Genomic DNA, 25,081 nt, shown 5'->3' on the forward strand with positions numbered 1-25,081 from the left:
GTCGGCAGGTGTGTCGTGCGGGCGAGGCGGGCCAGGTTTGCCGACGACATCGGCGGATGTTCGCCGCCCAGGTGACCGGCACGGATACAGTTTGCCTGGAATTGTCCGCAGACGTTCCGAGCATTTCTTGCGTACGTGCCAGTGAGCAGACGGAGGACGCGCGAATGACCACCCCACAGGAGAAGGCGGCAGCGGCACGTAAGGCGGCCGAGGACGCGGCCCGGGTCGCGGCCGAGGCGATGGCGGCCGCGGAGGCCGCCGAGCAAGAGGCCGCGGCAGCGGCCACCGACGACGAACATGCGGCACCTGGCAACGAATCCGCCTCCGCGAGTACGGAATCCGATTCGAAGTCACCGGCATCCGGCGTGGCCGGGGAGATCGCCGAGGGCTACGCCTTCGCGGGGCCTGCCTTGGAACTGGGCACGGTGATGGTCGACGGGGTGGCCGATCCTGGTGCGCGCGTGCGTATTCCGCTGCGGATGATGAACCGGCACGGCCTCGTCGCCGGCGCCACCGGCACCGGCAAGACCAAGACCCTGCAGGGTATCGCCGAACAGCTTTCCCGCGCAGGCGTTCCCGTGGTGATGGCCGACGTCAAGGGCGACCTGTCAGGTCTGAGCGAGCCGGGCGCCGACAACGAGAAGATCCGGGCGCGCGCGGCGGAAACCGGCGCGACCGACTGGGCACCGAGCACCTTCCCCACCGAGTTCGTCTCGCTCGGCACCGGCGGCATCGGGGTGCCGATCCGGGCGACGATCACCTCGTTCGGTCCGATCCTGCTCAGCAAGGTGCTCGGCCTCAACGACACCCAGGAATCGACGCTCGGCCTGATCTTCCACTGGGCTGATCAGCGTGGCCTCGCCCTGCTGGATCTGAAGGACTTGCGCGCGGTCATCACCCACCTGACCAGCCCCGAAGGCAAGGAAGACCTCAAGGGCATCGGTGGCGTGTCCTCGCAGACAGCGGGGGTGATCCTGCGGTCACTGGTGAACCTGGAAGCCGAAGGCGGCGACACCTTCTTCGGCGAACCCGAGCTCGACCCGGCCGATCTGCTGCGCACCGCGGGCAGGCTCGGCGTGATCACGCTGTTCGAGCTCGGCCAGCAGGCGGCGCGACCCGCGCTGTTCTCGACGTTCCTGATGTGGGTGCTGGCCGACCTGTTCCAGACGTTGCCCGAGGTGGGTGACGTAGACAAGCCGAAGCTCGTGTTCATCTTCGACGAGGCGCATCTGCTGTTCGCCGAGGCGTCCAAGGCGTTTCTGCAGCAGGTCGAGCAGACGGTGAAGCTGATCCGGTCCAAGGGCGTCGGTGTGTTCTTCTGCACCCAGTTGCCCACCGACATCCCCAACCCGGTGCTCTCCCAGCTCGGCGCCCGCGTCCAGCACGCCTTGCGCGCCTTCACCCCCGACGATCAGAAGGCGCTGTCCAAGACGGTGCGCACCTACCCGAAGTCGTCGGTGTACGACCTCGAAGAGGCGCTGACCTCGCTCGGCACCGGTGAGGCGATCGTCACTGTGCTCTCCGAGACCGGTGCGCCGACGCCCGTCGCCTGGACCAAGATCGCGCCGCCGCGCTCGCTGATGGACACCATCGGCGATGACGCGATCAAGTCCAAGGCGCTGGCGAGCGCGTTGCAGGGCAGATACGGGCAGAGCGTCGACCGGGAATCCGCCTACGAGATGCTGCTGGCCAGCGTGGCCGCCGCCGCACCCGCGCCCGAGGCCGCGCAGGCACCGGGCCGATCGCAGGCACAGCAGGACGAGGACACGGCGGCCGAACGGATCATGAAGAACCCCGCCGTGAAGAGCTTTCTGCGATCAGCGGCCAGCGCCGCCGGTCGCGAGATCAGTCGCAGTATCTTCGGCACCCGGCGGCGCTGACGGACGAGACGGTTGGCTCAGCTGCTGCCGAACCAGCCCCACGGGAACCAGTTGTGCCCGCCACGGCCGCGGTCGCAGCGATCCCAGTCGCGATCGTTCCAGTGGTTGCGGCCGTACCAGTCGTTGTCACATCGGTGCCCGCGGTCGCGGTCGCAGTAGTCGTAGTTCCGGTGGTTCCAGTCGTCGCATCGTGGGCGATTGGTCTGTACCTGGTCGGGGGCCGCTGCGGGCAATGCGGTCGCGGGCGCCGCCACTGTCATCGGAAATGTGACCGCCATACCGGCCACCGCCATGCTCATGAGCAGTCGGCGCAGGCCGACCTCGCGTGTTCTGTTGGTATTCATCGCTACCTCTTCCGGTGCGCTCGTCACCGGACCAACGCACCGTCGGTCGAGTTGTGTGATTATCCCCGACCTGTCTGATATTAGGCGCGCGATGGGTGCCGCCACCAGACCGATGACGGCAGTATTCCGGCCTATTCCAGAATTTCGCGCATCAGCAGATCGGCGGTTGTCTCGCGGCGCATCAACTGCCGGGTGCTGCCGTCGGCGACAGCGACGATCGGCGGCCTGCCCACCGTGCTGTAGGTCGACGCGAGCCCGTGGTGGTAGGCGCCGGTGCACGGGAGGGCGAGTACCTCACCGGGGTGCAGATCGGCGGGTAAGCGCACGTCGGTGGCGATGAGCGCGCCGGATTCGCTGTGCCTGCCCGCGATGGACGCGGTCATCTGCGAGCCGGTCGGGTGCCGGTTGACCACCAGCGCGCCGCCGTGTCCGCGTCCCTGGCCGCCACAGCCGCCGCCGTCGACGATCACCCGGGTGCCACCGTCGGCGGTCTCGTTGACGGCGAGCACTCGATACAGGGTGACGCCCGCCCTGGCTACGATCGCGCGCCCGGGTTCCATCGCCAGCACGGGGCGGGGAAAGCGATGGCGCGCGCAGCCGGCGTCCAGTGCGTCGTCGAGGATGTCGGCGAGCTCGCGCAGGTTCAGTTCCGCGTCGCCACTGCGCAGCGCTACCGCGTGCCCGCCGCCGATGTCGAGATGGGAGAGCAGCAGACCGTATTCGTGGTCGACCCAGGACATCTCGCCGATCATCCGGCGGATCGCCTCGCCGTAGTGGTCGGGGTTGTGGATGTGCGGGCCGAGGTGGCAGTGCAGGCCGACGAGCTGCAGGTTGCACCGGCCCGCGATCCGGGCCACGGCGGTCTCGAACGACCGGCTGCCGAGCGGGAAGCCGAACTGGTCGGCGCCGGGAACGTCGATACCGGTGGCGACGCGGAGCAGCACCTGCTGCGGTTGGGTCGCCAAGGCAGTGAGCAGAGTGATCTCGGTGAGCGAGCCGACCACGATGCGGCCGACCCCGCAGCGCACGGCGGTCTTCAGTTCGTCGAGGGTCTTGCCGTTGCCGTGCAACACGATTCGGCGCGGATCGATGCCCGCCGCGAGCGCGACCGACAGCTCACCGCTCGAACCCACCTGCACCGACAGACCCTCGTCGGCGACCCAGCGGGCCACCGCGCCGACCATCAGCGCGGTACCCGCGTAGACGATCTCGGCCTCGGGGAAGTGCTTGCGGTAGGCGCGGCAGCGCTCTCGTACCTCGGCTTCGTCGACCACCTGGACAGGAGTGCCGAACTGATCGGCGATATCGGCGAGCGCCACCGAGCCGAGGGTGATCCGGCCGTCGTGGTCGTAGTGGGTATCGGCAGGCCAAACCGCGGAATCGAGCCGCGGCACGGTGGTAGCACGCAACGACGGGAAGATGTCGAGCAACGTCACGGTGGTCTCCTGAGGACGCCCCCGCGTTCGGAACGGCGGGGCCTACTGTCAGAACTACGCCGTGCGCGCGCCGCTGAACTCGGTGTTTACGGGTCCTTGACCACCGGTGAGTCCTTCCTGACGGTTTGCTGACATGCCGACCCGTCAGGCCGTGCTCAGCTGCCGAGCTTCTTGTAGAACGCGCCCGCGACAGGGGCGGTCAGCGCGCGCGGTCCGTAGTTGCCCGCGACGCTCATGCCCTTGCTGATCAGGCCGGGGACGATGCGCATCTTGTTGCGAGCCAGCGCGTCGATGGAGACCTTGGCGGTGTACTCCGACGACACCCAGAGGAAGTCGGGAACCATCTTGTCGACGATCGACTGGTCCTCGGGGGCGGGGGTTTCGGTGCGAACGGGACCGGGGGCCAGCAGGGTGACGTGCACGCCGGTGCCCTTGAGCTCGCCGCGCAACGACTCCGAGAAGGTGTTCGCGAACGCCTTCGACGCCGCGTAGGTGGCGTTGTTCGGGATCGGCATGTTGCCCGCCGCCGAACCGCTGATCAGGATCCCACCCGCCTTGCGCTCGATCATGCCGGGCAGCACCGCCAGGGTCAGGTCGTGCACGGCGGTGGCGTTGAGTTCCATCTGCATGCGCTCGTAGGCGAAGTCGAGTTCGGCGACCGGGCCGAAGGTCGCGATGCCCGCGTTGTTGCAGAGGACGGCGATATCGCGGACCGCGAGCTCGTCGACGAGGCTGGCCCGCTGGGTGCGATCGGCCAGGTCGACCGCGCGGACCTCGGCGGTGATGCCGTGGACCAGGGTCAGCCGCTGGGCGAGCTCGGTGAGGATCTCACCGCGGCGCGCGACCAGGATCAGCGAATAGCCGCGCCCGGCCAGTTCGGCGGCCAACGCGGTGCCGATGCCGGAGGACGCGCCGGTGACGACGGCACGATTGTCTGCAGTGGGGGAGGGCAAGCTCACGAGGGGAGCTTAGGGGATCGGCTCCAGGTGTGCCGTGCCCGCGTCGACGGGTGGCAGCGCGCTCCGGTAGTTCGACGCGACACCATCGATACTGGACTGATGGCTGACGAGCAGGTGTTCGGGATGGGCGATGACCCACTGGCCGAGCCGACGTGGCCCGCGCTCACCGAGGACGAGATCGCGCGGGCGGTCGCCGCGACGTGGGGTGGCTCGCCCGCGGCGATCGAATGGCGTGGTGCGCGGCCGTTGTCGTCGACGGTGGGGGTGCGGTTGGACGACGGGGAGCGGCTTGTGGTGAAGCGGATGCCAGTGCGCTTGCGTGATGAGGTGGCGTTGGGTGAGGAGCATCGCTTCATGGCGCATCTGCGGGATCGGGGCATTCCGGTGCCCGAAGTGCGTGCGACGGTGGGTGAGTTCGTCTACGAAGTGCACAGGGTTGGGGTGGGGGAGGACAGGTATCGCGCGGACTTCTCCTGGTCGCCTTATCGCGACAGCGACGATGCGGTGCGCGCCGGGGTGATGCTCGGTCGATTACATTCGGCCGCAGCAGGTTTCGATGCGCCTGCTCGACCGCCCAGGCCATTGCTGGCGAGTATGCACGGTGACGTGGTGAGCGCGTTCGAACGGCACATCGCACGGCGGCCGTCGGTCGCCGGATTCCTGGGCGAAAGGGACTGGCGTGCTGAGGTTCCCGAGTTCCGGGTCGACTTCTCCGGTGTCGCGCCACTGTGGACACATGGAGACTGGCACGCGACCAACCTGCTCTGGACCGACCACGAGGTGACCTCGGTGATCGATTTCGGACTGGCAGACCGGACCACCGCCGTCTTCGACCTGGCCACCGCCATCGAACGCACCGCCGTCGACTGGGTTTCCCTGCGTGACGGCGGTCCCGCCCATGTGCGCGCGGACCAGATCACCGCGCTGATCCAGGGATACCGATCCGAGCGAACACTGTCGGCGGCCGAACAGAACCTGCTTCCGAGCCTGCTCCCGCTGGTCCACATCGGCTACGAGCTCTCGGAGATCGACTACTTCCTCACGATCGCCCACGACCCACGCAACGCCGAAGTCGCCTACCACGACTGGCTTCTCGGACATCTTCGCTGGTACGAATCAGCGGAGGGCCGCGAACTACGCGATGCTGTTCGCGACCTCTCCCTACACTGACCGCCCACCCGGCACCACCGAGTCCGCCCACCCGCACCGCTTTCCCAGCTACACCGTCAAACCCCAGTTCCGCCATGACCGCACTCCCACCCACCACGACCCGACCTCGAGGAGGGTCCGCCGCGAAGCGGCGTAGCGGCCCGGCCGCGAGTTAGCCGCCGTTGCGTCCGCGGCGCAGCCGCCAGCAACGGCGGCTAACTCGCGGCCCCCCAGGGGCCGCGCTCGAGCGCGCCAGCGCTCCTATAACACAGCGGCCAATCGGGTGCCCTGGTTGATCGCGCGCTTGGCGTCGAGTTCGGCGGCCAGGTCGGCGCCGCCGATGAGGTGCAGGTCGACGCCCGCGGCGCGCAGCGGTTCTTCGAGTTCGCGCACGGATTCCTGTCCGGCGCAGACGATCACGTTGTCGACCTCGATCACGCGCGGGTTCTCGTGCTTCTCGCCGAAGCTGATGTGCAGGCCCGCGTCGTCGATGCGGTCGTAGTTCACGCCGCCGACCTGCTCGACACCCTTGGCCTTGAGGGCCGCGCGGTGCACCCAGCCGGAGGTCTTGCCCAGATCCTTGCCGAACGGGGTCGACTTACGTTGCAGCAGTACGACATCGCGGGCAGCGGGGGAGGGATTGGGCTTCTTGAGCTGGCCGGGAGCCTGCTCGTTCTCGGAATCGACGCCCCACTCCTCTTTCCACTCGTCGAGCTTGAGCGTGGGATGCCCTTCGACGGTGAGGTATTCGCTCACGTCGTAGCCGATGCCGCCCGCGCCGATCACCGCGACCTTCTTACCGACCGGCTTCTCCTCCTTCACCAGTTCGGCGTAGGAGAGCACCATCGGGTGGTCGATACCGGGAATGTTGGGGATGCGCGGGCGCACACCGGTCGCCAGGATCACCGAGTCGTACTTGCCCGCGATCAATTCCTCGGCGGTGACCCGCTTTTCGAGATGCAGGGTGACACCGGTGACGTCGATCTTGCGGCGGAAGTAGCGGATCGACTCGTCGAACTCCTCCTTGCCGGGTATGCGGCGGGCGATGTCGAACTGGCCGCCGATCTTGTCATCGGACTCGAACAGGTCGACGTGATGGCCACGCTCGGCCAGACTCACCGCGGCCGACAGCCCAGCCGGGCCCGCACCGACGACCGCGACCCGCTTGGCGCGCCGAGTCGGCAGCAAGTTCAACGTGGTCTCGCTGCCCGCACGCGGGTTGACCAGGCACGACACCTTCTTGTTGCCGAAGGCGTGGTCGAGGCAGGCCTGGTTGCAGGCGATGCAGGTGTTGATCTCGTCGGCCCGATTCTGCTCGGCCTTGTTGGCCCATTCGGCGTCGGCCAGCAGCGGGCGGGCCATGGAGATCAGCGCCGCGTCGCCGCGGGTCAGGATCTCCTCGGCGACCTCGGGCATATTGATCCGGTTGGAGGCACAGACCGGGATGTTCACCTTGCGCGCGATCTTCGCGGTGAACTCCACGAACGCCGCACGCGGCACCGAGGTGACGATGGTGGGCACGCGCGCCTCGTGCCAGCCGATGTCGGTATTGAGGATGTCGACGCCGACGGCTTCCAATTCCTGTGCCAGAGCGACGATCTCGTCGAAGGTCTGCCCCTTCTCCACGAGTTCGGCCATCGACAACCGGAACACGATGATGAAATCGGGGCCCACTTCGGCACGGATGCGGCGGGCGATCTCGACGGGCAGCCGACGTCGGTTCTCCGGTGTGCCGCCCCACTTGTCGGTGCGCTTGTTCACCCGCGGCGCGAGGAACTGGTTGAGGAAATAGCCCTCACCGCCCATTATCTCGCAGCCGTCGTAGCCGGCGAACTTGGCCAGGCCCGCGCAGCGCGCGTAATCGTCGATGGTGCTCTCCACACCCTTCGACGACAGCGCCCGCGGCTTGAACGGGTTGATCGCGGACTTGATCGCCGATGCCGAAACACTGGTCGGCATATAGGAATAACGCCCCGCGTGCAGGATCTGGATGGCGATCTTGCCACCCTCGGCGTGCACCGCCTTGGTGATCGTGCGATGCCGGTAGGCCTCGGTCTTGTTGGTCAGCTTGCCGCCGAGCGGCAGCAACCAGCCGGTGCGGTTGGGCGCGTAGCCGCCGGTGATGATCAGGCCGACACCGCCGCGGGCGCGCTCGGCGAAGTAGGCGGCCAGTTTGTTGGTGTCCCAGGCGCGGTCCTCCAGACCGGTATGCATGGAGCCCATGACTACGCGATTGCGCAGCGTGGTGTGGCCGAGGTCGAGTGGCTCGAACAGATGGGGATAGGCAGTCATGGGCGGTCGTCACCTTTTCGCGGTCGCAGGGCCTGCAGTACTTCGTCGCACCATTCGAGGTAGCCGGACTCCGCGCGGATGCCCGCGCGCAGCACCAGATACTGGTGCAGAGCGGTGCCGGAGAGCTGGTCCGGCACCGGGAAGAATTTCTTTTCGCTGAGGCGGTACTCATCGAGGCGCTGGGCGTGCTGGCCGCGATGGCGCTCGACCTCGGCGCAGATGGCATTGATGTCGCCGTACGCGGCGGCGCGGATCTTCACGCCCAGTTCGTCGCGGGCCGGGGTGGCGTCGGTGGGCTCGGCGAGCCAGCGGGCGATCTCGGCCTGGCCGGCCGGGGCTACCGAGTACACCTTCTTGTCGGGCTTGCCCTGCTGGGTCACCGATTCGACGGTGACCCAGCCGGAGGACTCCATCCGCTTGAGCACCCGGTAGATCTGCTGGTGGGTGGCACTCCAGAAGTAGCCGATCGACTTGTCGAATCGGCGTGCGAGCTCATAGCCCGATCCGGCCCGCTCGGTGAGCGAGACCAGTAGCGCGTGCTCCAGTGCCATGGGACGAGAGTATCCGGAACGCTGGGTACTATGCAACCAGGTTCATATGAACTGCCGGTGCCGATCCAATAGACGGCGCGGTTGTCGGATCGTCGTTACGCTTCGGCGTATGACCGAGGTGGACGCGGCCGAGACCGTCGGGGAGGCGGCCGGACGCGGGCAGGTGCTGGCGTGGGGGCTGTGGGACTGGGGGTCGTCGGCGTTCCAGGCCGTCACGCTGACCTTCGTGTTCTCCGTGTATCTCACCGACAAGGTGGGCAAAGATCTGCCGGGGACGACACCGGCGAGTGCCTGGCTGGGGTGGGCGCTGGCGGGGGCAGGCTTGGTCGTCGCGCTGACGGCGCCGGTCTGCGGGCAGTACTTCGACGCGGTCGGCTCACGTAAACGAGCCTTGGCGACCTTGACGGCGCTGACGGTCGGCGCGATGTCACTGATGTTCTTCGTCCGCGACAACTATGACGACCTCTGGCTTGGCTTGGCGTTGCTCGCATTCGCCTCGGCCACCTTCGAGCTCGCGGGCGTGCCCTACAACGCGATGATGCGGCAGGTGTCGACCCCGGCCACGGTGGGCCGGGTGTCCGGATTCGGTTGGGCGATGGGCTATTTCGGCGGCATCGCGCTGCTGCTGATCTGCTACGTGGGATTCCTCGCCGGCGACGGTGACACCCGCGGGTTGCTCGCGATGCCCACCGATCAGGGCCTCAATGTCCGGCTCGTCATCGTGCTCGCGGCGGTGTGGTTCACGGTCTTCGCGCTGCCGGTGCTGTTCGCGGTGCCCGAGATGCCGCGCACCGGCGCCGACCCGGGTGCGGCGAAGGTCGGCTTCGCCGGTTCCTACCGCGTCCTGTGGCGTGACGTGCGGGAGCTGTGGGGGCAGGACCGGCACACGGTGTACTTCCTGCTCGCCAGCGCGGTGTTCCGGGACGGCCTGGCCGGTGTGTTCACTTTCGGCGGGGTGCTCGCGGTATCGGTGTACGGGTTCGCTGACGCCGATGTGCTGCTGTTCGGGATCGCCGCGAATGTCGTCGCGGGGGCGGCTGCGATCGTGGCGGGCCGGTTCGACGACCGGATCGGGCCCAAACGGGTGATCGTGGGGTCGCTGGCCGGGATGCTGGTGTGCGGAGTGGCGCTGCTGCTGGTGTCGGGCTCGGCGATGTTCTGGATCTTCGGCCTCGCGCTCACCGTGTTCGTCGGTCCGGCACAGGCTTCGGCGCGTTCGTTCCTGGCCCGGCTGGCTCCGCCGGGACGGGAAGGTCAGCTGTTCGGGCTGTACACGACCACCGGACGGGCCGTGTCGTTCCTGGCGCCTGCCCTGTTCGGCGTGTTCGTGGCGGTTTTCCACAGCGACCGCGCCGGCATCGCCGGACTGCTCGTCGTGCTGGCGCTGGGTCTGCTGGTGTTGCTCCCGGTGCGTGCGCCTGCGCGCGCCGAGTGAATCGTGTTGTGGGGTATCACTGAAATCGTCGCGCGCATTGAGTGTGAACACCTGTACTCCGAACAGCGGTGGCCAACTAACCTCGAAGGGGCAGGGGTAACTCACCGGGTACGCCCTGTGTAGGCCGATCGTTCCGCCCGATGCGTTCACCTGGCGTGCCCACGTCCGGTAGCCGCGGAGGCGTCGATGAGCCTAAGACTCGGGGAGCCCGCTCGGCGTCCAGCCCGCGATGCCGAGGGCGATGAGCCGCATCTGCATGACGGTGCGCTCCTGGATGGCCGATTCCTCGCGAGGGCTCGATGCGACGAACGCGGCGATACCGTCGGTCACGGTGGTGACCAGCAGGTCCGCGGCGATCTCCAGCTCGGTCGTGCTCCACGAATCCAGTGCGCGCAGGCGCGACAGATCGGCGACGATCTCGCGCACGATCAGCTGCATCTCCATCGCGATCGCCTGACGCAGTGGCGCGGGCCCACCGTGCCGTTCGCGAATGAGGAAACCGAACAGGGCGCGTTTGGCGCGTACCTGCTCGAAGACGAAGCGGACCGTATCGGCCAGGTGGGCGTCCGGCTTGCGCCTGACCTCGCGCAATGCCAGCCGCAGCGCGGTGACGCCCTCGTCGACGATGGTCGCGCCGAGGTCGTCGAGCGAGGCGAAGTGGCGGTAGAAGGCGGTCGGCACGATGCCGGCCGAACGGGCGATCTCACGCAGGCTCAATGCAGCGAATCCGCGCTCCGAGGCCAAGGCCAGGGTGCCCTCGAGCAGGGCTGCCCGGGTATGCGCTTTGCGCTCGTTGCGGGTTCCTGCCTGCTCAGTCACATCGGTGAGCATACATCCGTTCACCATAGCGGCCTTCGTCATGATGTTGTCCGCCTCACATTATTGCCGGTTGACAGTGGCCCGGGGTCATCGGGCACACTGGTGAGTGTACAGACGTGCACTGAAAATTTAACCGCACGTCGAGGAACTTCTCCGTACTTCGCAAAAGGGGCAACACGACATGGTGGGACTGATCGATCTGGTGCAGACGTTGACGACGCCGCACCCGCTGGACCGGTACCTGGAGCTCGTCCGCCCCGGGCTCACCGCTCGGGAGCTGCGCGCCGAGGTCACCCATGTCTCACACGCGGTGCCCGGCTCGGTGACGCTCACCCTGCGCGCCTCGCGGCAGTGGCGCGGCCACGCCGCCGGTCAGTACGTGCAGATCGGCGTCTCGATCAACGGCGTTCGCCACACCCGCTGCTACTCGCCGATCGACCCGGAGAGCACCGGCGAGCGCTACCTGCAGCTCACCGTCAAGGCGCACCCGGGCGGGCTGGTGTCGAACTACCTGCACGCCAACGCGAAGCCGGGCATGGTCGTCGACCTGGCGCCTGCCTCCGGTGTGTTCCACCTACCGCAGCAGCGACCCGACAAGATCCTGTTGGTCAGCGGCGGTAGTGGCATCACGCCGGTACTGTCGATGTTGCGGACCCTCGACGCGGAGGGTTACACCGGGCAGGTCACGTTCCTGCACTACGCTCGTCAGCCCGAGATGGTGCCGCACCGGGCCGAGTTGTCCTCGATCGCGCAGCGCCGCGCCAACTTTCGCATCGAATACCGCTACCCGGTCGAGCCGGGCACGGTGATCGACGGTGAAACCTCCACCGGCAGTGGGTTCTTCGACTACGACGAGCTCGAGCGGGTCGCACCCTGGTTCGCCGACGCGCAGACGTTCGTGTGCGGGCCGCCGCCGCTGATGCGCGCGGTGCACACGATCTTCGAGGCCGAGGGTCTCCAAGATCGAGTGCTCAGTGAGGAATTCACGCTCACCACGGTCCCGACCGACCCGTCCGAGGCCACCGGCACTGTCACCTTCTCCGACAGCGACGTCGCCGCCGACAACACCGGAGCAACGCTGCTCGAGCAGGCCGAGGCATCCGGCCTGACCCCGGAATACGGCTGCCGCATGGGGATCTGCTTCTCCTGCACGGCAACCAAGGTCTCCGGCTGCACCCGCAACATCCGTACCGGCGAACTCGACGCCGAGCCCGACAAGCAGATCCAGGTCTGCATCAACACCGCTGTCGGCGACGTCGACATCGCGCTGTAGATCGACACCGAGACAACAAGGGGAGATATAGCCATGACGATCCTCACCGAAGGCAAAGACGGTCCGGTCATCCTGAGCCCGGAGCAGGTCGAAGAACTCGGCGCCGCGCTCGACGCGATCCGCGCCCGCGTCGTCGACGACCTCGGCGAACGCGACCGCGACTACATCTACAACATCATCAAGACCCAGCGTGGCTTCGAGATCGCCGGCCGCGGTCTGATGTACCTGGGCTTCCTGCCGCCGTTCTGGCTGGCCGGTGTCGCCGCGCTCGGTGTGTCGAAGATCCTCGACAACATGGAGATCGGCCACAACGTCATGCACGGCCAGTACGACTGGATGCGTGAGCGCGGTATCAACTCCCGCGAATTCGACTGGGATACGGTCTGCCCGGCCGACCAGTGGAAGCACTCGCACAACTATATGCACCACACCTACACCAACATCGTCGACATGGACCGCGACATCGGTTACGGCATCCTGCGGATCGACGAGGCGCAGAAGTGGAACCCCTATTACCTGGGCAACCCGCTCTACGCCTTCCTGCTGATGACGTTCTTCGAGTGGGGCGTGATGCTGCACGACCTCGAGGCCGACAACATCATCAAGGGCAAGCGCAAGTGGTCCGACATCAAGCCCCTGCTCAAGGGACAGGGTAAGAAGGCAGGCAAGCAGGTCCTCAAGGACTACGTGATGTTCCCGGCGCTGACCGGCCCGCTGTTCCTGCACACCTTGGCGGGCAACGTGGCGGCCAACCTGGTGCGCAACGTGTGGACCTACTCGATCATCTTCTGTGGTCACTTCCCGTCGGGCGTGCAGACGTTCTCCAAGGAGGAGACCGAGGTCGAGACCCGCGGTGAGTGGTACGTGCGCCAGATGCTCGGCTCGGCCAACATCACCGGCTCGCGGCTGTTCCACATCATGTCGGGCAACCTGTCGCACCAGATCGAACACCACCTGTTCCCCGATATCCCGGCGAACCGGTACCCGGAGATCGCGCCCGAGGTGAAGGCGCTGGCCGAGAAGTACGGCCTGCCCTACAACACCGGTCGTTTCTCCAAGCAGATCGGTTCGGTCTGGGCCAAGATCTTCCTGCTCGCGGTGCCCGATCGTTTCGTGAAGAGGGCGCCCAAGCCCGGTGTTATCGTTATGCGTAATCGGAAGGCAACCGAAGTGGGCGTGTAAATGGTCGGCAAATTCGAAAGCAATAAGGACCTGGTCCAGGAACTGACGGCATCCGGTGCCCAGCGGGTCGGCAAGATCGCGACCCTCATCACCGGAACCGTCGCCGAGGTTGCCCGCGAGATCGGTGAATTCGTCACCGATGCGATCGAGATGAGAGAAGCCGCGGCTGCTGCTCGTCGCGACGCGGCGCAGGATCGCGCGGCGGCGGAGTTCGTCGAGACCGAGACTGTCGACCTCGACGCACCGGTCGAGAGCGATCTCGGGGCGGCGCCGGTGTTCGCCGAGCCGGGCGACAAGGCCTGACGTTCACCACACCGGCAACCGCCTGCGGTGTTCGGTGACATCGGTGATCAGATCGCGGTAGCCGTCGGTCAATTCGGCAAGACGACACCACTGCAGATGGGTGCGAGCCTCCCGCTGCCGTGGTGTCGTTGTCGTTTGCGCGGCCAGAGCCTGGTGCGCGGCAACCCATTTCGCGGCCATCCGGTCGATCACCGCGCCGAGCGTCTCGGTGTGCAACGAGGCGCCGTCGCGGTGTTCGACATGGGTGGCGACCCAGTTGTCGATGCGGGCGATCAGCGCGATGCGGTCGTTGTCGATGTCGTCGACCAGGCGCCCGCACGCCGCGACGCCGCTGCTCGACGCGGCGGGATCGCGGGCCTGCTCCAGGACTCTGCGCCGGCGATCGTGGCAGTGCGCGAGCCCGCTCGCGGCGTCGAGTACCCGGTGTCGCGCCGGGTCGGGGTGGTCGGTTTCGAGAAATGCGCGCAACAGTGCCGAGGGAGTCGGCAGCTGTGCGGCATCCAGACGGTGGCCGTAATCGATCGGCATGGCTGGCCCCTGATGACGCGTTCGTGCATGGATGCGCCGGCACCGAGGAGGATGTGGTGGGGGTGCACTCCCCGGCACCGGCGTAGCCCCGCCCGGACGTCGACGAATGGCCGCGACGCTGCGGGTAGAGAAGACGGCCCGGGGAAAATCGGGACCCCTTCAGGAAAGCGCGATTCGGTCGTGACGCGCAATAGTATGGTGTACAAACCCGGCGGTCGGCGGAAATTGTTATCCACCATTACGGCGGGGTCTCCCGGTGAGCACCGCTGGGTAACCGAGGTGGCACATTTCCGGCAACCATTTTCCGCCCTATGTACTAACCTCGATAATTGTGCCGGCCTACGTGTCCTCGCCAGAGCTGACCTTCGGGTTCCTGTTCGCGCTGGAAGACCCAGAGCGAATCGCCGATGTCGTGCGTGGCCTCATGGAACGTCGTGCGGTATCGGTGTTCCGGCTCGCGCGGCTGTCCGGCGACGTCGGCCCACCCGAGCGCTATGTCGTGAACTGGGCTGCCATCCCGCAGATTTCGATCACCACCGGCGCTCCCGACGAGGAGGAGTTGCGCGCGCAGCGGATCATGCTGGTCAACGCCTTCCTCGGGGAGGGTGGCGAGGTGAGCATGTACGCGGGAAACCCGGACGGGCCGAGCTGAATTCAGCGGGTCGACTCGTAGATCCGGCGGACCACGTCCTCGATATCGGGTTCCTCGATCGACAGATCGCGCACCTGCGCCCGGTCCGACACCGCGGCCAGTAAAGCCGCCGCGGTGGTCTTCTCGGCGTCGAAGGCCAGCCGCTGGCGCATGCCGCCCGCCTCGCTGGACAGCAACTGCGCCCCGCACGGCAGATCGTCGAGATCCGGAGTGGGCGCGGCCAAGTCGACGACCAAGACGCGCCGCGCGCCGACGGTGGCGCCGAGCCCAGCCAGTGAACCGTCGTACACCAGCCTGCCGTAATCGACCACGAGCACCCGATCGCAGAGCCGTTCGATATCGCCCATGTCGTGGGTGGTGAGCAGCAGTGTGGTGCCGCGTTCGATCCGTTCGGCGCGCAAGAACTCGCGTAATCGCTGCTTGGACAACACATCGAGGCCGATCGTCGGCTCGTCGAGGATCACCAGCTCCGGCGAATGCAACAGCGCGGCAGCCACTTCCGCGCGCATCCGCTGACCGAGCGAGAGCTGGCGGACCGGGGTGTCGAGGGTGTCGCCCATTTCCAGCTGTTCCACCAGCTCGTGGGTCCGCTTGTCGGCGATATCGGGGTCGAGGCGGTGGATCGCCGCCAGGATCGAAAACGATTCGTGCAGCGGCAGATCCCACCACAGTTGCGAACGCTGCCCGAACACGACGCCGATGCGCGAGGCGAGTTCCTTGCGCTGGCGCACCGGTTCGAGGCCGCAGGTGCGCACGGTTCCGGTGGTCGGGACGAGGATGCCGGTGAGCATCTTGATCGTCGTCGACTTGCCCGCGCCATTGGCGCCGATATAGCCGACCGCCGAGCCACGCTCGATGCGAAAGCTCATCCGGTCGACGGCGGTGATGGTGTCGCGATGTCGGCGCCAACGGCTGCCGTTCTTGCGGTAGACGGTGAACTGCCGGGTGAGGTCATCGATGTCGATGATCGGTTCGGAGTTCTCGTGCTCGTCCATCGTTATCCCCCTCCTCCCTGATAGTGCCTCGTACCGATCCGCCATGCCGCTGATGCGAGCAACCACACCCACGCCGCGGCGAGTGGCGTCAGCCACGCCGACCACGCGGGCAGCAGCGGCGGACCCGGCAGCCCGAGCAGGGCGACGGTCGGCACGTACGCCGTGAACGCGACGGGAATCGCGAACCCGAACAACAGTTTCAGCGGTGTCGGGAACACCGAGGCCGGCTGCATCGCGGCGAACGAGCCGCCGTAGGTGAAGCTGTTGGTGAGCTCGGCACCGTCGATCAGGAAGAACTGTAGTCCGGCTGCGCATACGAAAAGGCCACAGAACAGCGCGATTCCACTGATCAGGGTGATCACGATCAAGGTAACCGGGGCGATGCCCCAATCGATATCGTTGCGCCACAGCCCGATCCCGAGCACGATCACCGCCACGGCGGCGCGGGCGAGCCTGCGTAACGAGATGTCACTGGTCACCAGCTGTAACAGCAACGGTTGTGGGCGAAGGTGATACGCGTCGAGGGTGCCCATCCGGATCATCGAGGGCAGGGAGTCCAGATGCCCGACCGCGACCTGTGCCAGCGCGAACGAGGTGTTGGACAGCCCGAACAGCAGCAGCGCCGCATCCACATCGAGGCCGCCGAGGGTTTTGACATTGTGGAAGATGACCCACACCTCGGCGAACTCCACCAGCCCGATCAGGAAGGCGCTGAACACCTCGGTGGCGAACGAAAGGCGGTACACCTGCTGTGCTTTCACACGCGAACGCAATACTGCGAGATAGGGAGTGAACCAGGTCCCGGCAACAACGCGCGCGGAATCCGGTTCAGCCACCCTGTACCTCCAGCCTGCGTTGTCCCGCTCGCAGCAACACCCTGCCGAGCAGTCCGATCACCAGCACCCAGAAGCCTTGTATCGCAACGATGACCAAGGCTTCCGGGCCGGCGGCCCGCCCTGACAGCGTATCGATCGGGGCCTGCAGGATGGACGGAAACGGGGTAGACATCGCGACGACACGCAACCAGTCGGGGAACATGTGCACCGGGACGAAAAGCCCGGCCAGGAACGTTCCGACGATCTGGTACAGCACCCGGAAGCCACGAATCTCGACCACCCAGAACCCGATCAGCGCCACCGCGAACAGACACAGAAACGACAACGCCACCGCGAGCAGCACACTGATCAGACCGAGCAGATAGGCCAGCGGTGTGTCGGGCATCGACAGACCGAAGGTGGCCGCGCCGATGAGGATGCTCGGCACCCCGCGCGGCAGGATCGTGCAGGCGGCGCGGCCCATATCGGTGGCCAGGTAGCCGAGTTGCACGTCGATCGGGCGCAGGAAGTCGATGGCGACATCACCGGTTTTGATCCGGTCGACCAGGTCGATCTGCGGTCCCATGAACTGGGTGGCGCCGAGCAGTGCCTGCGACAACCACACATACGCCCCGATGGTGCCCTCGTCGTAGCCGCCGAAATCACCGGCGGCCCGCACCGCCGCGACCATCACCGCCGCGCGAACGAACCCGAACACACAGTTGGTGAAAAGCCCGGCGAACATCGCCAGTTTGTATTGCGCCTGCCGCTTGAACCCCGCCCGCGCCAACGTCCAATACACCCGGAAAGCACCTGGCTTGCGACGACGCCGCACCGCGACGGCAAGCCCACCATCCCCCACCACATCGCCCCGCACAATCACTCAACTCTAGGCCGATCGCCACGAATCAGGACGAAAACGGCACCGATCGCTGGTGCTTGGTCGATCCGCGGACGCTCAGTCCTTGGGGAAGCCTGTCGCGAACAAGATCGCAATCGCGACCGAGCTGACCACGGAGATGGCAAGGATGATCCACATGAGGCGAAAGATTACCTGCCTGCGGACGCAGTTCTGGCATCGCATCGCTGTGAGCGTCGTCCCACGCGCTGACCAGGCGAAATGGCAGTTCCGTCGGCGGCCGCGTCGGTTCGGCGGGTGGCGTACCCGGATCAGGACCTTCGCCACTGCGGTGGCGCGGACGCCTTCGCTCAATTCATCCCCTGGGGGTGAGGTTTCTCGCGGTGCCGGCATCGACGATGGATGCGGCCGACCTCACCGGGATCATGATCTGCAGCGGAGGCGTAATGAGCGTGTTGTCCAGTGATCTGAAAACCTTGAGCTACGAGGCGTACGTCTACCTGTACTCGTTGGTGACGATGGATGTCACCCGGCGGCAGCAGACGAACTCCCCGGCTGGTTCGACCCCGGGTTTCGGACCGCCGAACCAGTTCCATCACATGCGCGAGTTGCCTGATGTCGATTTTCGCGCGGTCGTACGCCCGAACTTCGACACGCTGTACTCGTCGGCGTGGCTTGACCTCACCGGCGGTCCGGTCCAGATTCATATTCCCGACAGTCACGGCCGGTATTACATGATGCCGATGCTCGACGCCTGGACGGACGCGTTCGCCGCACCGGGTAAGCGAACAACCGGCACCGAGGCCAAGGACTATGTCGTCGTCGGGCCGAGCTATCGCGGCCAGTTGCCCGCCGGCATCCCGGTGATCGAGGCGCCGACCCCGATCGTGTGGGTGATCGGGCGAACTCAGGCGAACGGCCCCGATGACTACGCCTCGGTCAACGAGTTCCAGGCCGGACTACAGATCACCGAGCTCGGCGACCGGCCGCCGTTCGTCCCCGATCCGGCCCTGGTCAGCGAGATCGAACCGCTCCGCACGGTCAACGAGATGACCGCGACGGAGTTCTTCGGCCACGCTGCCTCCGTATTGCAGACGATCCCCGCTCACCCGACCGACTTTTCCATCCTCGCCCGCATCTCGTTGCTCGGTATCGTCGTCGGCCAGGACTTCGACCCGACGCGGTTCTCCGCCGCCGACCTCGCCGAGATCGACGCGGGCGTCAGCGCGGCGCGTGCCGATCTCCTCGCCGCGCGGACCACGATGATCCCGCCCATCGACGGCTGGATGAGCATCCTCTACACCATCGGTGTCTACGGCAACGACTACTTTCGCAGGTCCGCGGTCACGCTGATCGGGCTCGGTGCCAACCCTGCCGAGGATGCGATCTACCCGCTGCTGGTTCGTGACGCCGCGGGCAACCCGCTCGTCGGCGACAACGACTATGTGCTCCACTTCGACGCCGGGAAACTGCCGCCGGTCGCGGCGTTCTGGTCGGTCACGATGTATGACCTGGAGGGCTTCCAGATCGCCAACGAACTCGACCGCTACGCCCTCGGCGACCGCGATCCGCTGACCTACAACTCCGACGGATCGCTCGACATCTACATCTCGCACAAGAACCCGGGCCCCGACCGCGAACCGAACTGGCTGCCCGCGCCGACCGGTCCGATGGGCATCACCTTGCGCCTCTACGCGCCCGCCGCCGAAGCCCTCGACGGAACCTGGACCCCGCCGCCGGTCCACCAAGCGTCATGACAACATCGCCATCGCCGGGCTGACGAAACTCTAGCTGTTGGATCGTTGTGCTGAAGTCGAGAATGGCCCCCGACCGGCAATTCATGCAGGTCAGAGGCCATTTGCGCCCCCGGCAGGAATCGAACCTGCGACCTAGAGATTAGAAGGCTCTTGCTCTATCCAACTGAGCTACGGAGGCAGTCGCTTTTACCTTGGCCGAAGTCGGCCGTGCTGTCCAGCTCGAAAAGTATAGCGACCGACCGGATCGTCGGGTTGGGGCTCGGGTGTGGCGCCCCCTCGGGGCGGGCCGGGGCACGTCGAACTACCCTCGTTGTCATGTCGTTATCGCAGGACCCTTCCGCTGGACCCGCCGTCGACGGCGGACCGTCGGCGGACTCGGGTCCGGCGGCGACGTTCGGTGTGCTCAGCGTCGTGGCCGGGTGTATCGCCGCGGTGGTCGCGGCCATGGTCGTCGGATTGTCGGCGGCGCACGCGCTCAGTTTGCTCGGTATACCCGATCCGGGGCCGTTGACAACATATGGATTGCCCGCGTTGCGCGCGGTGGCCGATCTGGCCGCCGCGATGACCGTCGGCTCGCTGTTGTTCGCGGCATTCCTGCTGCCACCGCGTGACGGTGGCCTGCTCGAAGCGGGCGGGTATCGGGCGGTGCGGCGGGCCTCGGACGCCGCGCTGGTGTGGGCCGCGAGTGCCGCGCTCCTGGTGCCGTTGACGGTGTCGGATACGACCGGTCAGCCGGTGAGCGCGATCTGGCGACCCGAAGTGTTGTGGCCGGTGATCACGCAGGTCGAGGTGGCGGGCGCCTGGCGCACGACGGTGTTGCTCGCGCTGATCGTGGCGATCGGGTGCCGGTGCGCGCTGCGCTGGGGCTGGACGCCGGTCCTGCTGGCGGGCGCGGTGGTGACGATGATGCCGCTGGCGCTGACCGGGCATTCGTCCTCCGGTGGCTCCCATGATGTCGCGACGAATTCGCTGATCCTGCACATGGTGTCGGCCGCGGTGTGGGTGGGCGGACTGGTGGCGGTGTTGGCGCACGCGATGCGTGGCGGCGCGAATACCGATATCGCGGCCCGGCGGTTCTCGGTGGCCGCGACCATCTCGATCGTGGTGATCGGCGTCAGCGGCGTGATCAACGCCTGGGTGCGGCTGCCCGCGTCGGACCTGTTCACCACCACCTACGGCAGGCTGGTCCTCGCGAAAGCGGCCGCGCTGCTTGTCCTCGGCGCCGTCGGCTATCTGCAGCGAAGGGCCTCGCTGCCCGCGCTGGCCGCAGACCCGCGCGACCGCGGCACACTCATCCGTTTCGCCGGCGTGGAGATGCTGATCTTCGCGGCGACCATCGGCCTGGCAGTCGGCCTCGGGCGTACCCCGCCACCGCCGCCGACCACGGTGCCGACACCGGTCGAGGTGGAGCTCGGCTACACCCTCGCGGGACCGCCTACGGTGAGCAGGCTGCTGTTCGACTGGCGCTTCGATCTGATCTTCGGAACCCTGGCGATCGTGTTGGCCGCCGTCTACCTGCTCGGCGTCTACCGGCTGCGCAAGCGCGGCGATGCCTGGCCGATAGGGCGCGCCATCGCCTGGTGCAGCGGCTGCCTGGTGCTGTTGATCGCCACGTCGTCGGGGGTCGGGCGCTATTCACCGGCCATGTTCAGCGTGCACATGGGCGCGCACATGGCGTTGTCGATGCTGGCGCCGATCCTGCTCGCGCTCGGTGGTGCGGTGACCCTGGCCTTGCGCGCGCTCCCACCCGCTGGACGCGGGGGTGTGCCCGGCCCGCGCGAGTGGATCCTGGCGGCCGTGCACAACCCGGTCTCGCGGTTTCTCACCCAGCCCGTGGTGGCGTCACTGATCTTCGTCGCCGGGTTCTACGCGTTGTACCTGGGCGGCATATTCGACACCTATGTCGACTCGCACGCCGCCCACCTGATGATGAACGCGCATTTCCTGCTCAGCGGCTACCTGTTCTACTGGGTGGTGATCGGCATCGATCCCAAGCCCCGCGAGGTGGCGCCGCTGACCAAACTCGCCATGGTGTTCGGCACGCTGCCCTTCCACGCCTTCTTCGGCATCGCGTTGATGAGCATGACGACCGTGCTCGGCGACTGGTTCTATCGCACCCTCGACCTCGGCTGGAACATCGACCTGCTCGCCGATCAGCGCAACGGCGGCAGTTTCGCCTGGGCCAGCGGCGAGGTGCCGCTGGTCGTGGTGATGCTCGCCCTGCTGATCCAGTGGTCACGCAGCGACACCAAGCTGGCCAAGCGCACCGATCGGGCCGCTGACCGGGACAACGACGCCGACCTGACCGCCGTCAACGCGATGTACGCGGAGCTGGCGCGTCGTGACGGCGAGGTCCGCCGGTGAGCGGATTCGGTGTGCCGTCGAGCGAATCGACTGAGCGGGCCGAGCCGGAACGGGTGCTGCGCACCGATGTGCGGGCGGCGCGGCGGCGGCTGGCCGGGCGGGTGCGCAAGACACCGGTGTTCCACACGAGCGTGGACGGCCCGACCGGGTCGGTGCCGGTCTCACTGAAAATGGAATTCCTCCAGCACGGCGGCACCTTCACGGTGCGCGGCGCGCTCAACGCTCTGCTGACCACCGACAGCGAGACCGACCATGTGGTGGTCGCCTCGGCGGGTAATACGGGCATCGCCGTCGCGTTGGCTGCCGCGCAGCTCGGCATGGAATGCACGATCATCGTGCCGGAGTCCGCGCCGCACACCAAGGTGGCCGCGATGTGGGCGCACGGTGCCGAAGTGCTGTGGCACGGAACGACTTACGCCGAGGCGCAACGACGGGCCGTCACGCTGGCCGCCGAGCGCGGCGCCGACCATCTGCACGCCTACGACATGCCCGCCGTGGTGGCGGGCGCCGGTGTGATCGGGCTCGAGCTGGAAGAGCAGGTGCGTGGCAGGCCGCCGGTGCTGGCCGCCGTCGGCGGCGGTGGGCTGATCGCGGGCCTCGGCGCGGCGCTGGGCAGGCGCAGGGAGATCGTCGGCATCGAATCCGAGCACATCCCGGTGCTCTCGGCCGCGCTCGCGGCCGGCGCGCCGGTCGATATCGACGTGCCCTCGCGTGCCACCGAACTGCTGTGCGCGACCAGGGTCGGCGATATCGCCTTCGACATCGCCCAGCGGCACCAGATGCCCGCGCTCGCGGTTGCCGACGACGCGGTCACCGCCGCCCGCGAATACCTCTGGCGTGAGTTCCGGGTGGTGGTCGAACTCGAGGGTGCCGCCGCGCTGGCCGCCGTGCAGAGCGGTGTGTACACGCCGGCGCCCGGCGTGCGGCCGATTGTGGTCCTGTGCGGGGCGAACACCGAGCTTCCCGTGCTCTGACACGGTCGATATCCACAACTGCCCGATTCATCCACAGATTCACTCGGCGCGTCCCACCCGCCCGCTCGCCAGGTCATCCTTGGGTGGTCAGAGCGACAAGCGGTGGATTCGAGCGGGGGGCGACTTCGATGTACGAGGCACACACGACGGTGATCGGCACCGTCATCACTCATCCGATACGGCGCGATCTCAGCAACGGCGAGCAGATGCTGACCTTCCGGATGGCGAGCAATTCGCGGCGATTCGACGCCAAAACGGGGGAGTGGACCGACAACGGGACGTTGTATCTGACGATCAGTTGCTGGCGCAGGCTGGTCGCGGGGGTCGACCGTTCGTTGCACCGTGGCGATCCGGTGATCGCCTACGGGCAACTGCGCTCGCACGAGTACCGCGGTAAGGACGGCACCGAGCGGCGGGATCTGGAGATGCGCGCGGTCGCGGTCGGTCCCGATCTGGCGCGTTGCCATGCGAGTGTGGTTCGCCGGTCCGAGGGCATGCGATCGCTGCCACACGCGGCGGTGCGGAATATTTCCGACCCCCGCGGCGCTGCCATATCAAGGATCGACGACGCTGCCACCGAGTATGCGCCGACCGCGCCCGGTGCCGTAGCCTCTACGACCGTGGCGGATCCCCTCCCCGCGCGATCGCCGGACGTGGTGTCGAGCACCAACCGTGCCGAGCAAGTCGACGCATGAGGGCTGTTTCCGCGGCACCCGACCTTTCCGCATCCCGTCCCTGTTTCCCCCACCGATAGGCTTCCGCGTATGGCTGAGTTCATTTATCAGATGATCAAGGTTCGCAAAGCGCACGGCGACAAAGTCATCCTCGACGACGTGTACTTGAACTTCCTTCCCGGCGCCAAGATCGGTGTGGTGGGTCCCAACGGCGCGGGTAAATCCAGCGTGCTGAAGATCATGGCGGGCCTGGACCGGCCGAACAACGGTGAGGCGTTCCTCGGCGCGGGCGCCACGGTCGGCATCCTCATGCAGGAACCCGACCTGAACGAGGAGAAGACCGTCCGCGGCAACGTGGAGGAGGGCCTCGGCGAGGTCAAGGTCAAACTGGATCGGTTCAACGAGATCGCTGAACTGATGGCCACCGACTACTCCGATGAGCTCATGGACGAAATGGGCAAGCTGCAGGAGTTCCTCGACCACGCCGATGCCTGGGATGTCGACTCCCAGCTCGAGCAGGCCATGGACGCGCTGCGCTGCCCGCCGCCGGACGAGCCGGTCACCAACCTCTCCGGTGGTGAGCGTCGCCGCGTCGCACTGTGCAAGTTGCTGCTGAGCAAGCCCGATCTGCTGCTGCTCGACGAACCGACCAACCACCTCGACGCCGAGAGTGTGCTCTGGCTCGAGAAGCACCTCGCCGACTATCCGGGCGCCGTACTGGCCGTCACCCACGACCGGTACTTCCTCGACAACGTCGCCGAGTGGATCCTCGAGCTCGACCGTGGCCGCGCCATCGGCTACGAGGGCAACTACTCCACCTACCTGGAGAAGAAGGCGCAGCGGCTCGAGGTCCAGGGCAAGAAGGACCAGAAGCTGCAGAAGCGCCTCAAGGACGAACTGGCATGGGTGCGGTCCGGCGCCAAGGCCCGTCAGGCCAAGAACAAGGCTCGACTGGGTCGCTACGAGGAAATGGCGGCCGAGGCCGAGCAGCACCGCAAGTTGGACTTCGAGGAAATTCAGATCCCCGCGGGTCCGCGACTGGGTGACATCGTGGTCAACGTGTCGAACCTGGACAAAGGCTACGGCGATCGTCAGCTCATCAAGGATCTGTCGTTCACGCTGCCGCGCAACGGTATCGTCGGCGTCATCGGACCCAACGGTGTCGGTAAGACCACGCTGTTCAAGACCATCGTCGGTCTCGAATCGCCCGACAGCGGTGAGGTGAAGGTCGGCGAGACGGTCAAGCTGAGCTATGTCGACCAGAACCGCGGAGGCATCGACCCGAAGAAGAACGTCTGGCAGGTCGTCTCCGAAGGGCTGGATTTCATCCAGGTCGGCAACCAGGAGATGCCCTCGCGCGCCTACGTCAGCGCGTTCGGCTTCAAGGGGCCGGATCAGCAGAAGCCGGCCGGTGTGCTCTCCGGTGGTGAGCGCAACCGCCTGAACCTGGCGTTGACCCTCAAGGAGGGCGGCAACCTGATCCTGCTCGACGAACCGACCAACGACCTCGACGTCGAAACCCTCGGTTCGCTCGAGAACGCGCTCGACCAGTTCCCCGGCTGCGCCGTCGTGATCTCCCACGATCGGTGGTTCCTCGATCGCACCTGCACCCACATCCTGGCGTGGGAAGGCGACAACGACAACGAAGCAAAGTGGTACTGGTTCGAGGGCAACTTCGAGGCGTACGAGGCGAACAAGATCGAGCGTATGGGCGCCGAAGCCGCTCGCCCGCACCGTGTTACGCACCGCAAGCTGACGCGCGACTGATACGCGCGGCCCGCATGACGGCCCGGTGGAACGATCTGTGAACGGTCGCTCCGCCGGGCCGTCGGCGTTGTGC

At 66.7% G+C, this 25,081-nt stretch carries 22 protein-coding genes and 1 tRNA gene; 12 read left to right on the forward strand and 11 right to left on the reverse strand.

All coding sequences use genetic code 11. The features are described 5' to 3' along the window. Positions 1-164: 164 nt before the first annotated feature. Positions 165-1,880 carry a helicase HerA-like domain-containing protein gene (locus ACWZHB_RS01510; protein ID WP_427906150.1) on the forward strand — a complete coding sequence of 572 codons (1,716 nt, stop codon included), beginning with the start codon at positions 165-167 and terminating at the stop codon, positions 1,878-1,880. 17 nt (positions 1,881-1,897) lie between these two features. On the opposite strand, the gene ACWZHB_RS01515 is transcribed toward ACWZHB_RS01510, so the two are convergent. The 3 genes from ACWZHB_RS01515 to cmrA form a co-directional block, all read right to left on the reverse strand. Continuing rightward, positions 1,898-2,224, reverse strand: a complete 327-nt coding sequence (locus tag ACWZHB_RS01515) for a hypothetical protein (protein WP_427906151.1) — start codon at positions 2,222-2,224, stop codon at positions 1,898-1,900. A gap of 131 nt (positions 2,225-2,355) precedes the next feature. Continuing rightward, positions 2,356-3,660, reverse strand: a complete 1,305-nt coding sequence (locus ACWZHB_RS01520) for a diaminopimelate decarboxylase family protein (RefSeq protein WP_427906152.1) — start codon at positions 3,658-3,660, stop codon at positions 2,356-2,358. 155 nt (positions 3,661-3,815) lie between these two features. Further along, positions 3,816-4,619 carry a mycolate reductase gene (gene cmrA, locus ACWZHB_RS01525; protein ID WP_427906153.1) on the reverse strand — a complete coding sequence of 268 codons (804 nt, stop codon included), beginning with the start codon at positions 4,617-4,619 and terminating at the stop codon, positions 3,816-3,818. Positions 4,620-4,718: 99 nt separating this feature from the next. Here cmrA and ACWZHB_RS01530 point away from each other — a divergent pair, with 99 nt between their 5' ends. Beyond that, positions 4,719-5,789, forward strand: a complete 1,071-nt coding sequence (locus ACWZHB_RS01530) for a phosphotransferase enzyme family protein (protein WP_427906154.1) — start codon at positions 4,719-4,721, stop codon at positions 5,787-5,789. Between the two features lie 240 nt (positions 5,790-6,029). Here ACWZHB_RS01530 and ACWZHB_RS01535 read toward each other — a convergent pair whose 3' ends face one another. Both ACWZHB_RS01535 and ACWZHB_RS01540 read right to left on the reverse strand, forming a co-directional pair. Further along, positions 6,030-8,060 (reverse strand): FAD-dependent oxidoreductase, encoded by a 2,031-nt coding sequence (locus ACWZHB_RS01535; RefSeq protein WP_427906155.1) that lies wholly within the window; start codon positions 8,058-8,060, stop codon positions 6,030-6,032. Next, positions 8,057-8,611 (reverse strand): PadR family transcriptional regulator, encoded by a 555-nt coding sequence (locus ACWZHB_RS01540; RefSeq protein WP_427906156.1) that lies wholly within the window; start codon positions 8,609-8,611, stop codon positions 8,057-8,059. The genes ACWZHB_RS01535 and ACWZHB_RS01540 overlap by 4 nt, the downstream gene beginning before the upstream one ends. A 109-nt stretch (positions 8,612-8,720) precedes the next feature. Between ACWZHB_RS01540 and ACWZHB_RS01545 the strand changes: the two genes are divergently transcribed. Continuing rightward, positions 8,721-10,046 carry an MFS transporter gene (locus ACWZHB_RS01545; RefSeq protein ID WP_427906157.1) on the forward strand — a complete coding sequence of 442 codons (1,326 nt, stop codon included), beginning with the start codon at positions 8,721-8,723 and terminating at the stop codon, positions 10,044-10,046. A gap of 192 nt (positions 10,047-10,238) precedes the next feature. Here the strand turns inward: ACWZHB_RS01545 and ACWZHB_RS01550 are convergent, their stop codons facing one another. Continuing rightward, entirely contained in the window at positions 10,239-10,865 is a 627-nt protein-coding gene (locus ACWZHB_RS01550) for a TetR family transcriptional regulator (RefSeq protein ID WP_427906158.1), read from the reverse strand. Positions 10,866-11,046: 181 nt separating this feature from the next. Here ACWZHB_RS01550 and ACWZHB_RS01555 point away from each other — a divergent pair, with 181 nt between their 5' ends. The 3 genes from ACWZHB_RS01555 to ACWZHB_RS01565 are packed head-to-tail and all read left to right on the forward strand — an operon-like array spanning position 11,047 to position 13,623. Beyond that, positions 11,047-12,138 (forward strand): ferredoxin reductase, encoded by a 1,092-nt coding sequence (locus ACWZHB_RS01555; RefSeq protein ID WP_427906159.1) that lies wholly within the window; start codon positions 11,047-11,049, stop codon positions 12,136-12,138. Between the two features lie 33 nt (positions 12,139-12,171). Then, complete coding sequence (locus ACWZHB_RS01560) at positions 12,172-13,320, forward strand: fatty acid desaturase family protein (protein ID WP_427906160.1); 1,149 nt, start codon at positions 12,172-12,174, stop codon at positions 13,318-13,320. Continuing rightward, positions 13,321-13,623, forward strand: coding sequence for a hypothetical protein (locus tag ACWZHB_RS01565; protein ID WP_427906161.1), 303 nt, complete (start codon positions 13,321-13,323; stop codon positions 13,621-13,623). A gap of 3 nt (positions 13,624-13,626) precedes the next feature. Here the strand turns inward: ACWZHB_RS01565 and ACWZHB_RS01570 are convergent, their stop codons facing one another. Next, positions 13,627-14,151 carry a DUF4254 domain-containing protein gene (locus ACWZHB_RS01570; RefSeq protein WP_427906162.1) on the reverse strand — a complete coding sequence of 175 codons (525 nt, stop codon included), beginning with the start codon at positions 14,149-14,151 and terminating at the stop codon, positions 13,627-13,629. A gap of 331 nt (positions 14,152-14,482) precedes the next feature. Here ACWZHB_RS01570 and ACWZHB_RS01575 point away from each other — a divergent pair, with 331 nt between their 5' ends. After that, positions 14,483-14,803 (forward strand): hypothetical protein, encoded by a 321-nt coding sequence (locus ACWZHB_RS01575; RefSeq protein ID WP_427906163.1) that lies wholly within the window; start codon positions 14,483-14,485, stop codon positions 14,801-14,803. Between the two features lie 2 nt (positions 14,804-14,805). Here the strand turns inward: ACWZHB_RS01575 and ACWZHB_RS01580 are convergent, their stop codons facing one another. The 3 genes from ACWZHB_RS01580 to ACWZHB_RS01590 are packed head-to-tail and all read right to left on the reverse strand — an operon-like array spanning position 14,806 to position 17,490. After that, a complete protein-coding gene (locus ACWZHB_RS01580; protein ID WP_427906164.1) occupies positions 14,806-15,798 on the reverse strand; it encodes an ABC transporter ATP-binding protein in 993 nt (330 codons plus the stop codon). Between the two features lie 2 nt (positions 15,799-15,800). Beyond that, entirely contained in the window at positions 15,801-16,634 is an 834-nt protein-coding gene (locus ACWZHB_RS01585) for an ABC transporter permease (protein WP_427906165.1), read from the reverse strand. Beyond that, positions 16,627-17,490 (reverse strand): ABC transporter permease, encoded by an 864-nt coding sequence (locus tag ACWZHB_RS01590; RefSeq protein WP_427906166.1) that lies wholly within the window; start codon positions 17,488-17,490, stop codon positions 16,627-16,629. The genes ACWZHB_RS01585 and ACWZHB_RS01590 overlap by 8 nt, the downstream gene beginning before the upstream one ends. Before the next feature lie 428 nt (positions 17,491-17,918). Here ACWZHB_RS01590 and ACWZHB_RS01595 point away from each other — a divergent pair, with 428 nt between their 5' ends. Beyond that, positions 17,919-19,229 (forward strand): DUF1254 domain-containing protein, encoded by a 1,311-nt coding sequence (locus ACWZHB_RS01595; RefSeq protein WP_427906167.1) that lies wholly within the window; start codon positions 17,919-17,921, stop codon positions 19,227-19,229. Between the two features lie 104 nt (positions 19,230-19,333). Here ACWZHB_RS01595 and ACWZHB_RS01600 read toward each other — a convergent pair. Then, a tRNA-Arg gene (locus tag ACWZHB_RS01600) sits at positions 19,334-19,407 on the reverse strand. Positions 19,408-19,544: 137 nt separating this feature from the next. On the opposite strand from ACWZHB_RS01600, the gene ACWZHB_RS01605 reads away from it, so the two are divergent. The 4 genes from ACWZHB_RS01605 to ettA all read left to right on the forward strand — a co-directional run bounded on the left by ACWZHB_RS01605 (position 19,545) and on the right by ettA (position 25,008). Further along, the gene (locus ACWZHB_RS01605) at positions 19,545-21,593 is read left to right on the forward strand and encodes a cytochrome c oxidase assembly protein (protein ID WP_427906168.1); all 2,049 of its coding nucleotides are present in this window, start codon (positions 19,545-19,547) and stop codon (positions 21,591-21,593) included. After that, positions 21,590-22,567: a serine/threonine dehydratase gene (locus tag ACWZHB_RS01610; protein ID WP_427906169.1), complete on the forward strand. Its 978-nt coding sequence runs from the start codon at positions 21,590-21,592 to the stop codon at positions 22,565-22,567. Before ACWZHB_RS01605 ends, ACWZHB_RS01610 begins: the two co-directional genes overlap by 4 nt. 128 nt (positions 22,568-22,695) lie before the next feature. Continuing rightward, on the forward strand, positions 22,696-23,262 hold the full coding sequence (locus tag ACWZHB_RS01615; protein WP_427906170.1) for a single-stranded DNA-binding protein: 567 nt from the start codon (positions 22,696-22,698) through the stop codon (positions 23,260-23,262). Positions 23,263-23,331: 69 nt separating this feature from the next. Further along, the gene (gene ettA / locus ACWZHB_RS01620) at positions 23,332-25,008 is read left to right on the forward strand and encodes an energy-dependent translational throttle protein EttA (protein ID WP_427906171.1); all 1,677 of its coding nucleotides are present in this window, start codon (positions 23,332-23,334) and stop codon (positions 25,006-25,008) included. Positions 25,009-25,081 lie beyond the last annotated feature (73 nt).

Source organism: Nocardia sp. FBN12 (genome assembly GCF_054031145.1).

What these genes read in the sequence shown, in the direction of transcription:
- ACWZHB_RS01510 (WP_427906150.1), top strand. Translation starts at nt 165, where the DNA reads ATGACCACCCCACAGGAGAAGGCGGCAGCGGCACGTAAGGCGGCCGAG.
- ACWZHB_RS01515 (WP_427906151.1), bottom strand. Translation starts at nt 2,224, where the DNA reads ATGAATACCAACAGAACACGCGAGGTCGGCCTGCGCCGACTGCTCATG.
- ACWZHB_RS01530 (WP_427906154.1), top strand. Translation starts at nt 4,719, where the DNA reads ATGGCTGACGAGCAGGTGTTCGGGATGGGCGATGACCCACTGGCCGAG.
- ACWZHB_RS01535 (WP_427906155.1), bottom strand. Translation starts at nt 8,060, where the DNA reads ATGACTGCCTATCCCCATCTGTTCGAGCCACTCGACCTCGGCCACACC.
- ACWZHB_RS01540 (WP_427906156.1), bottom strand. Translation starts at nt 8,611, where the DNA reads ATGGCACTGGAGCACGCGCTACTGGTCTCGCTCACCGAGCGGGCCGGA.
- ACWZHB_RS01545 (WP_427906157.1), top strand. Translation starts at nt 8,721, where the DNA reads ATGACCGAGGTGGACGCGGCCGAGACCGTCGGGGAGGCGGCCGGACGC.
- ACWZHB_RS01555 (WP_427906159.1), top strand. Translation starts at nt 11,047, where the DNA reads ATGGTGGGACTGATCGATCTGGTGCAGACGTTGACGACGCCGCACCCG.
- ACWZHB_RS01560 (WP_427906160.1), top strand. Translation starts at nt 12,172, where the DNA reads ATGACGATCCTCACCGAAGGCAAAGACGGTCCGGTCATCCTGAGCCCG.
- ACWZHB_RS01565 (WP_427906161.1), top strand. Translation starts at nt 13,321, where the DNA reads ATGGTCGGCAAATTCGAAAGCAATAAGGACCTGGTCCAGGAACTGACG.
- ACWZHB_RS01570 (WP_427906162.1), bottom strand. Translation starts at nt 14,151, where the DNA reads ATGCCGATCGATTACGGCCACCGTCTGGATGCCGCACAGCTGCCGACT.
- ACWZHB_RS01580 (WP_427906164.1), bottom strand. Translation starts at nt 15,798, where the DNA reads ATGGACGAGCACGAGAACTCCGAACCGATCATCGACATCGATGACCTC.
- ACWZHB_RS01595 (WP_427906167.1), top strand. Translation starts at nt 17,919, where the DNA reads ATGAGCGTGTTGTCCAGTGATCTGAAAACCTTGAGCTACGAGGCGTAC.
- ACWZHB_RS01605 (WP_427906168.1), top strand. Translation starts at nt 19,545, where the DNA reads ATGTCGTTATCGCAGGACCCTTCCGCTGGACCCGCCGTCGACGGCGGA.
- ACWZHB_RS01615 (WP_427906170.1), top strand. Translation starts at nt 22,696, where the DNA reads ATGTACGAGGCACACACGACGGTGATCGGCACCGTCATCACTCATCCG.
- ettA (WP_427906171.1), top strand. Translation starts at nt 23,332, where the DNA reads ATGGCTGAGTTCATTTATCAGATGATCAAGGTTCGCAAAGCGCACGGC.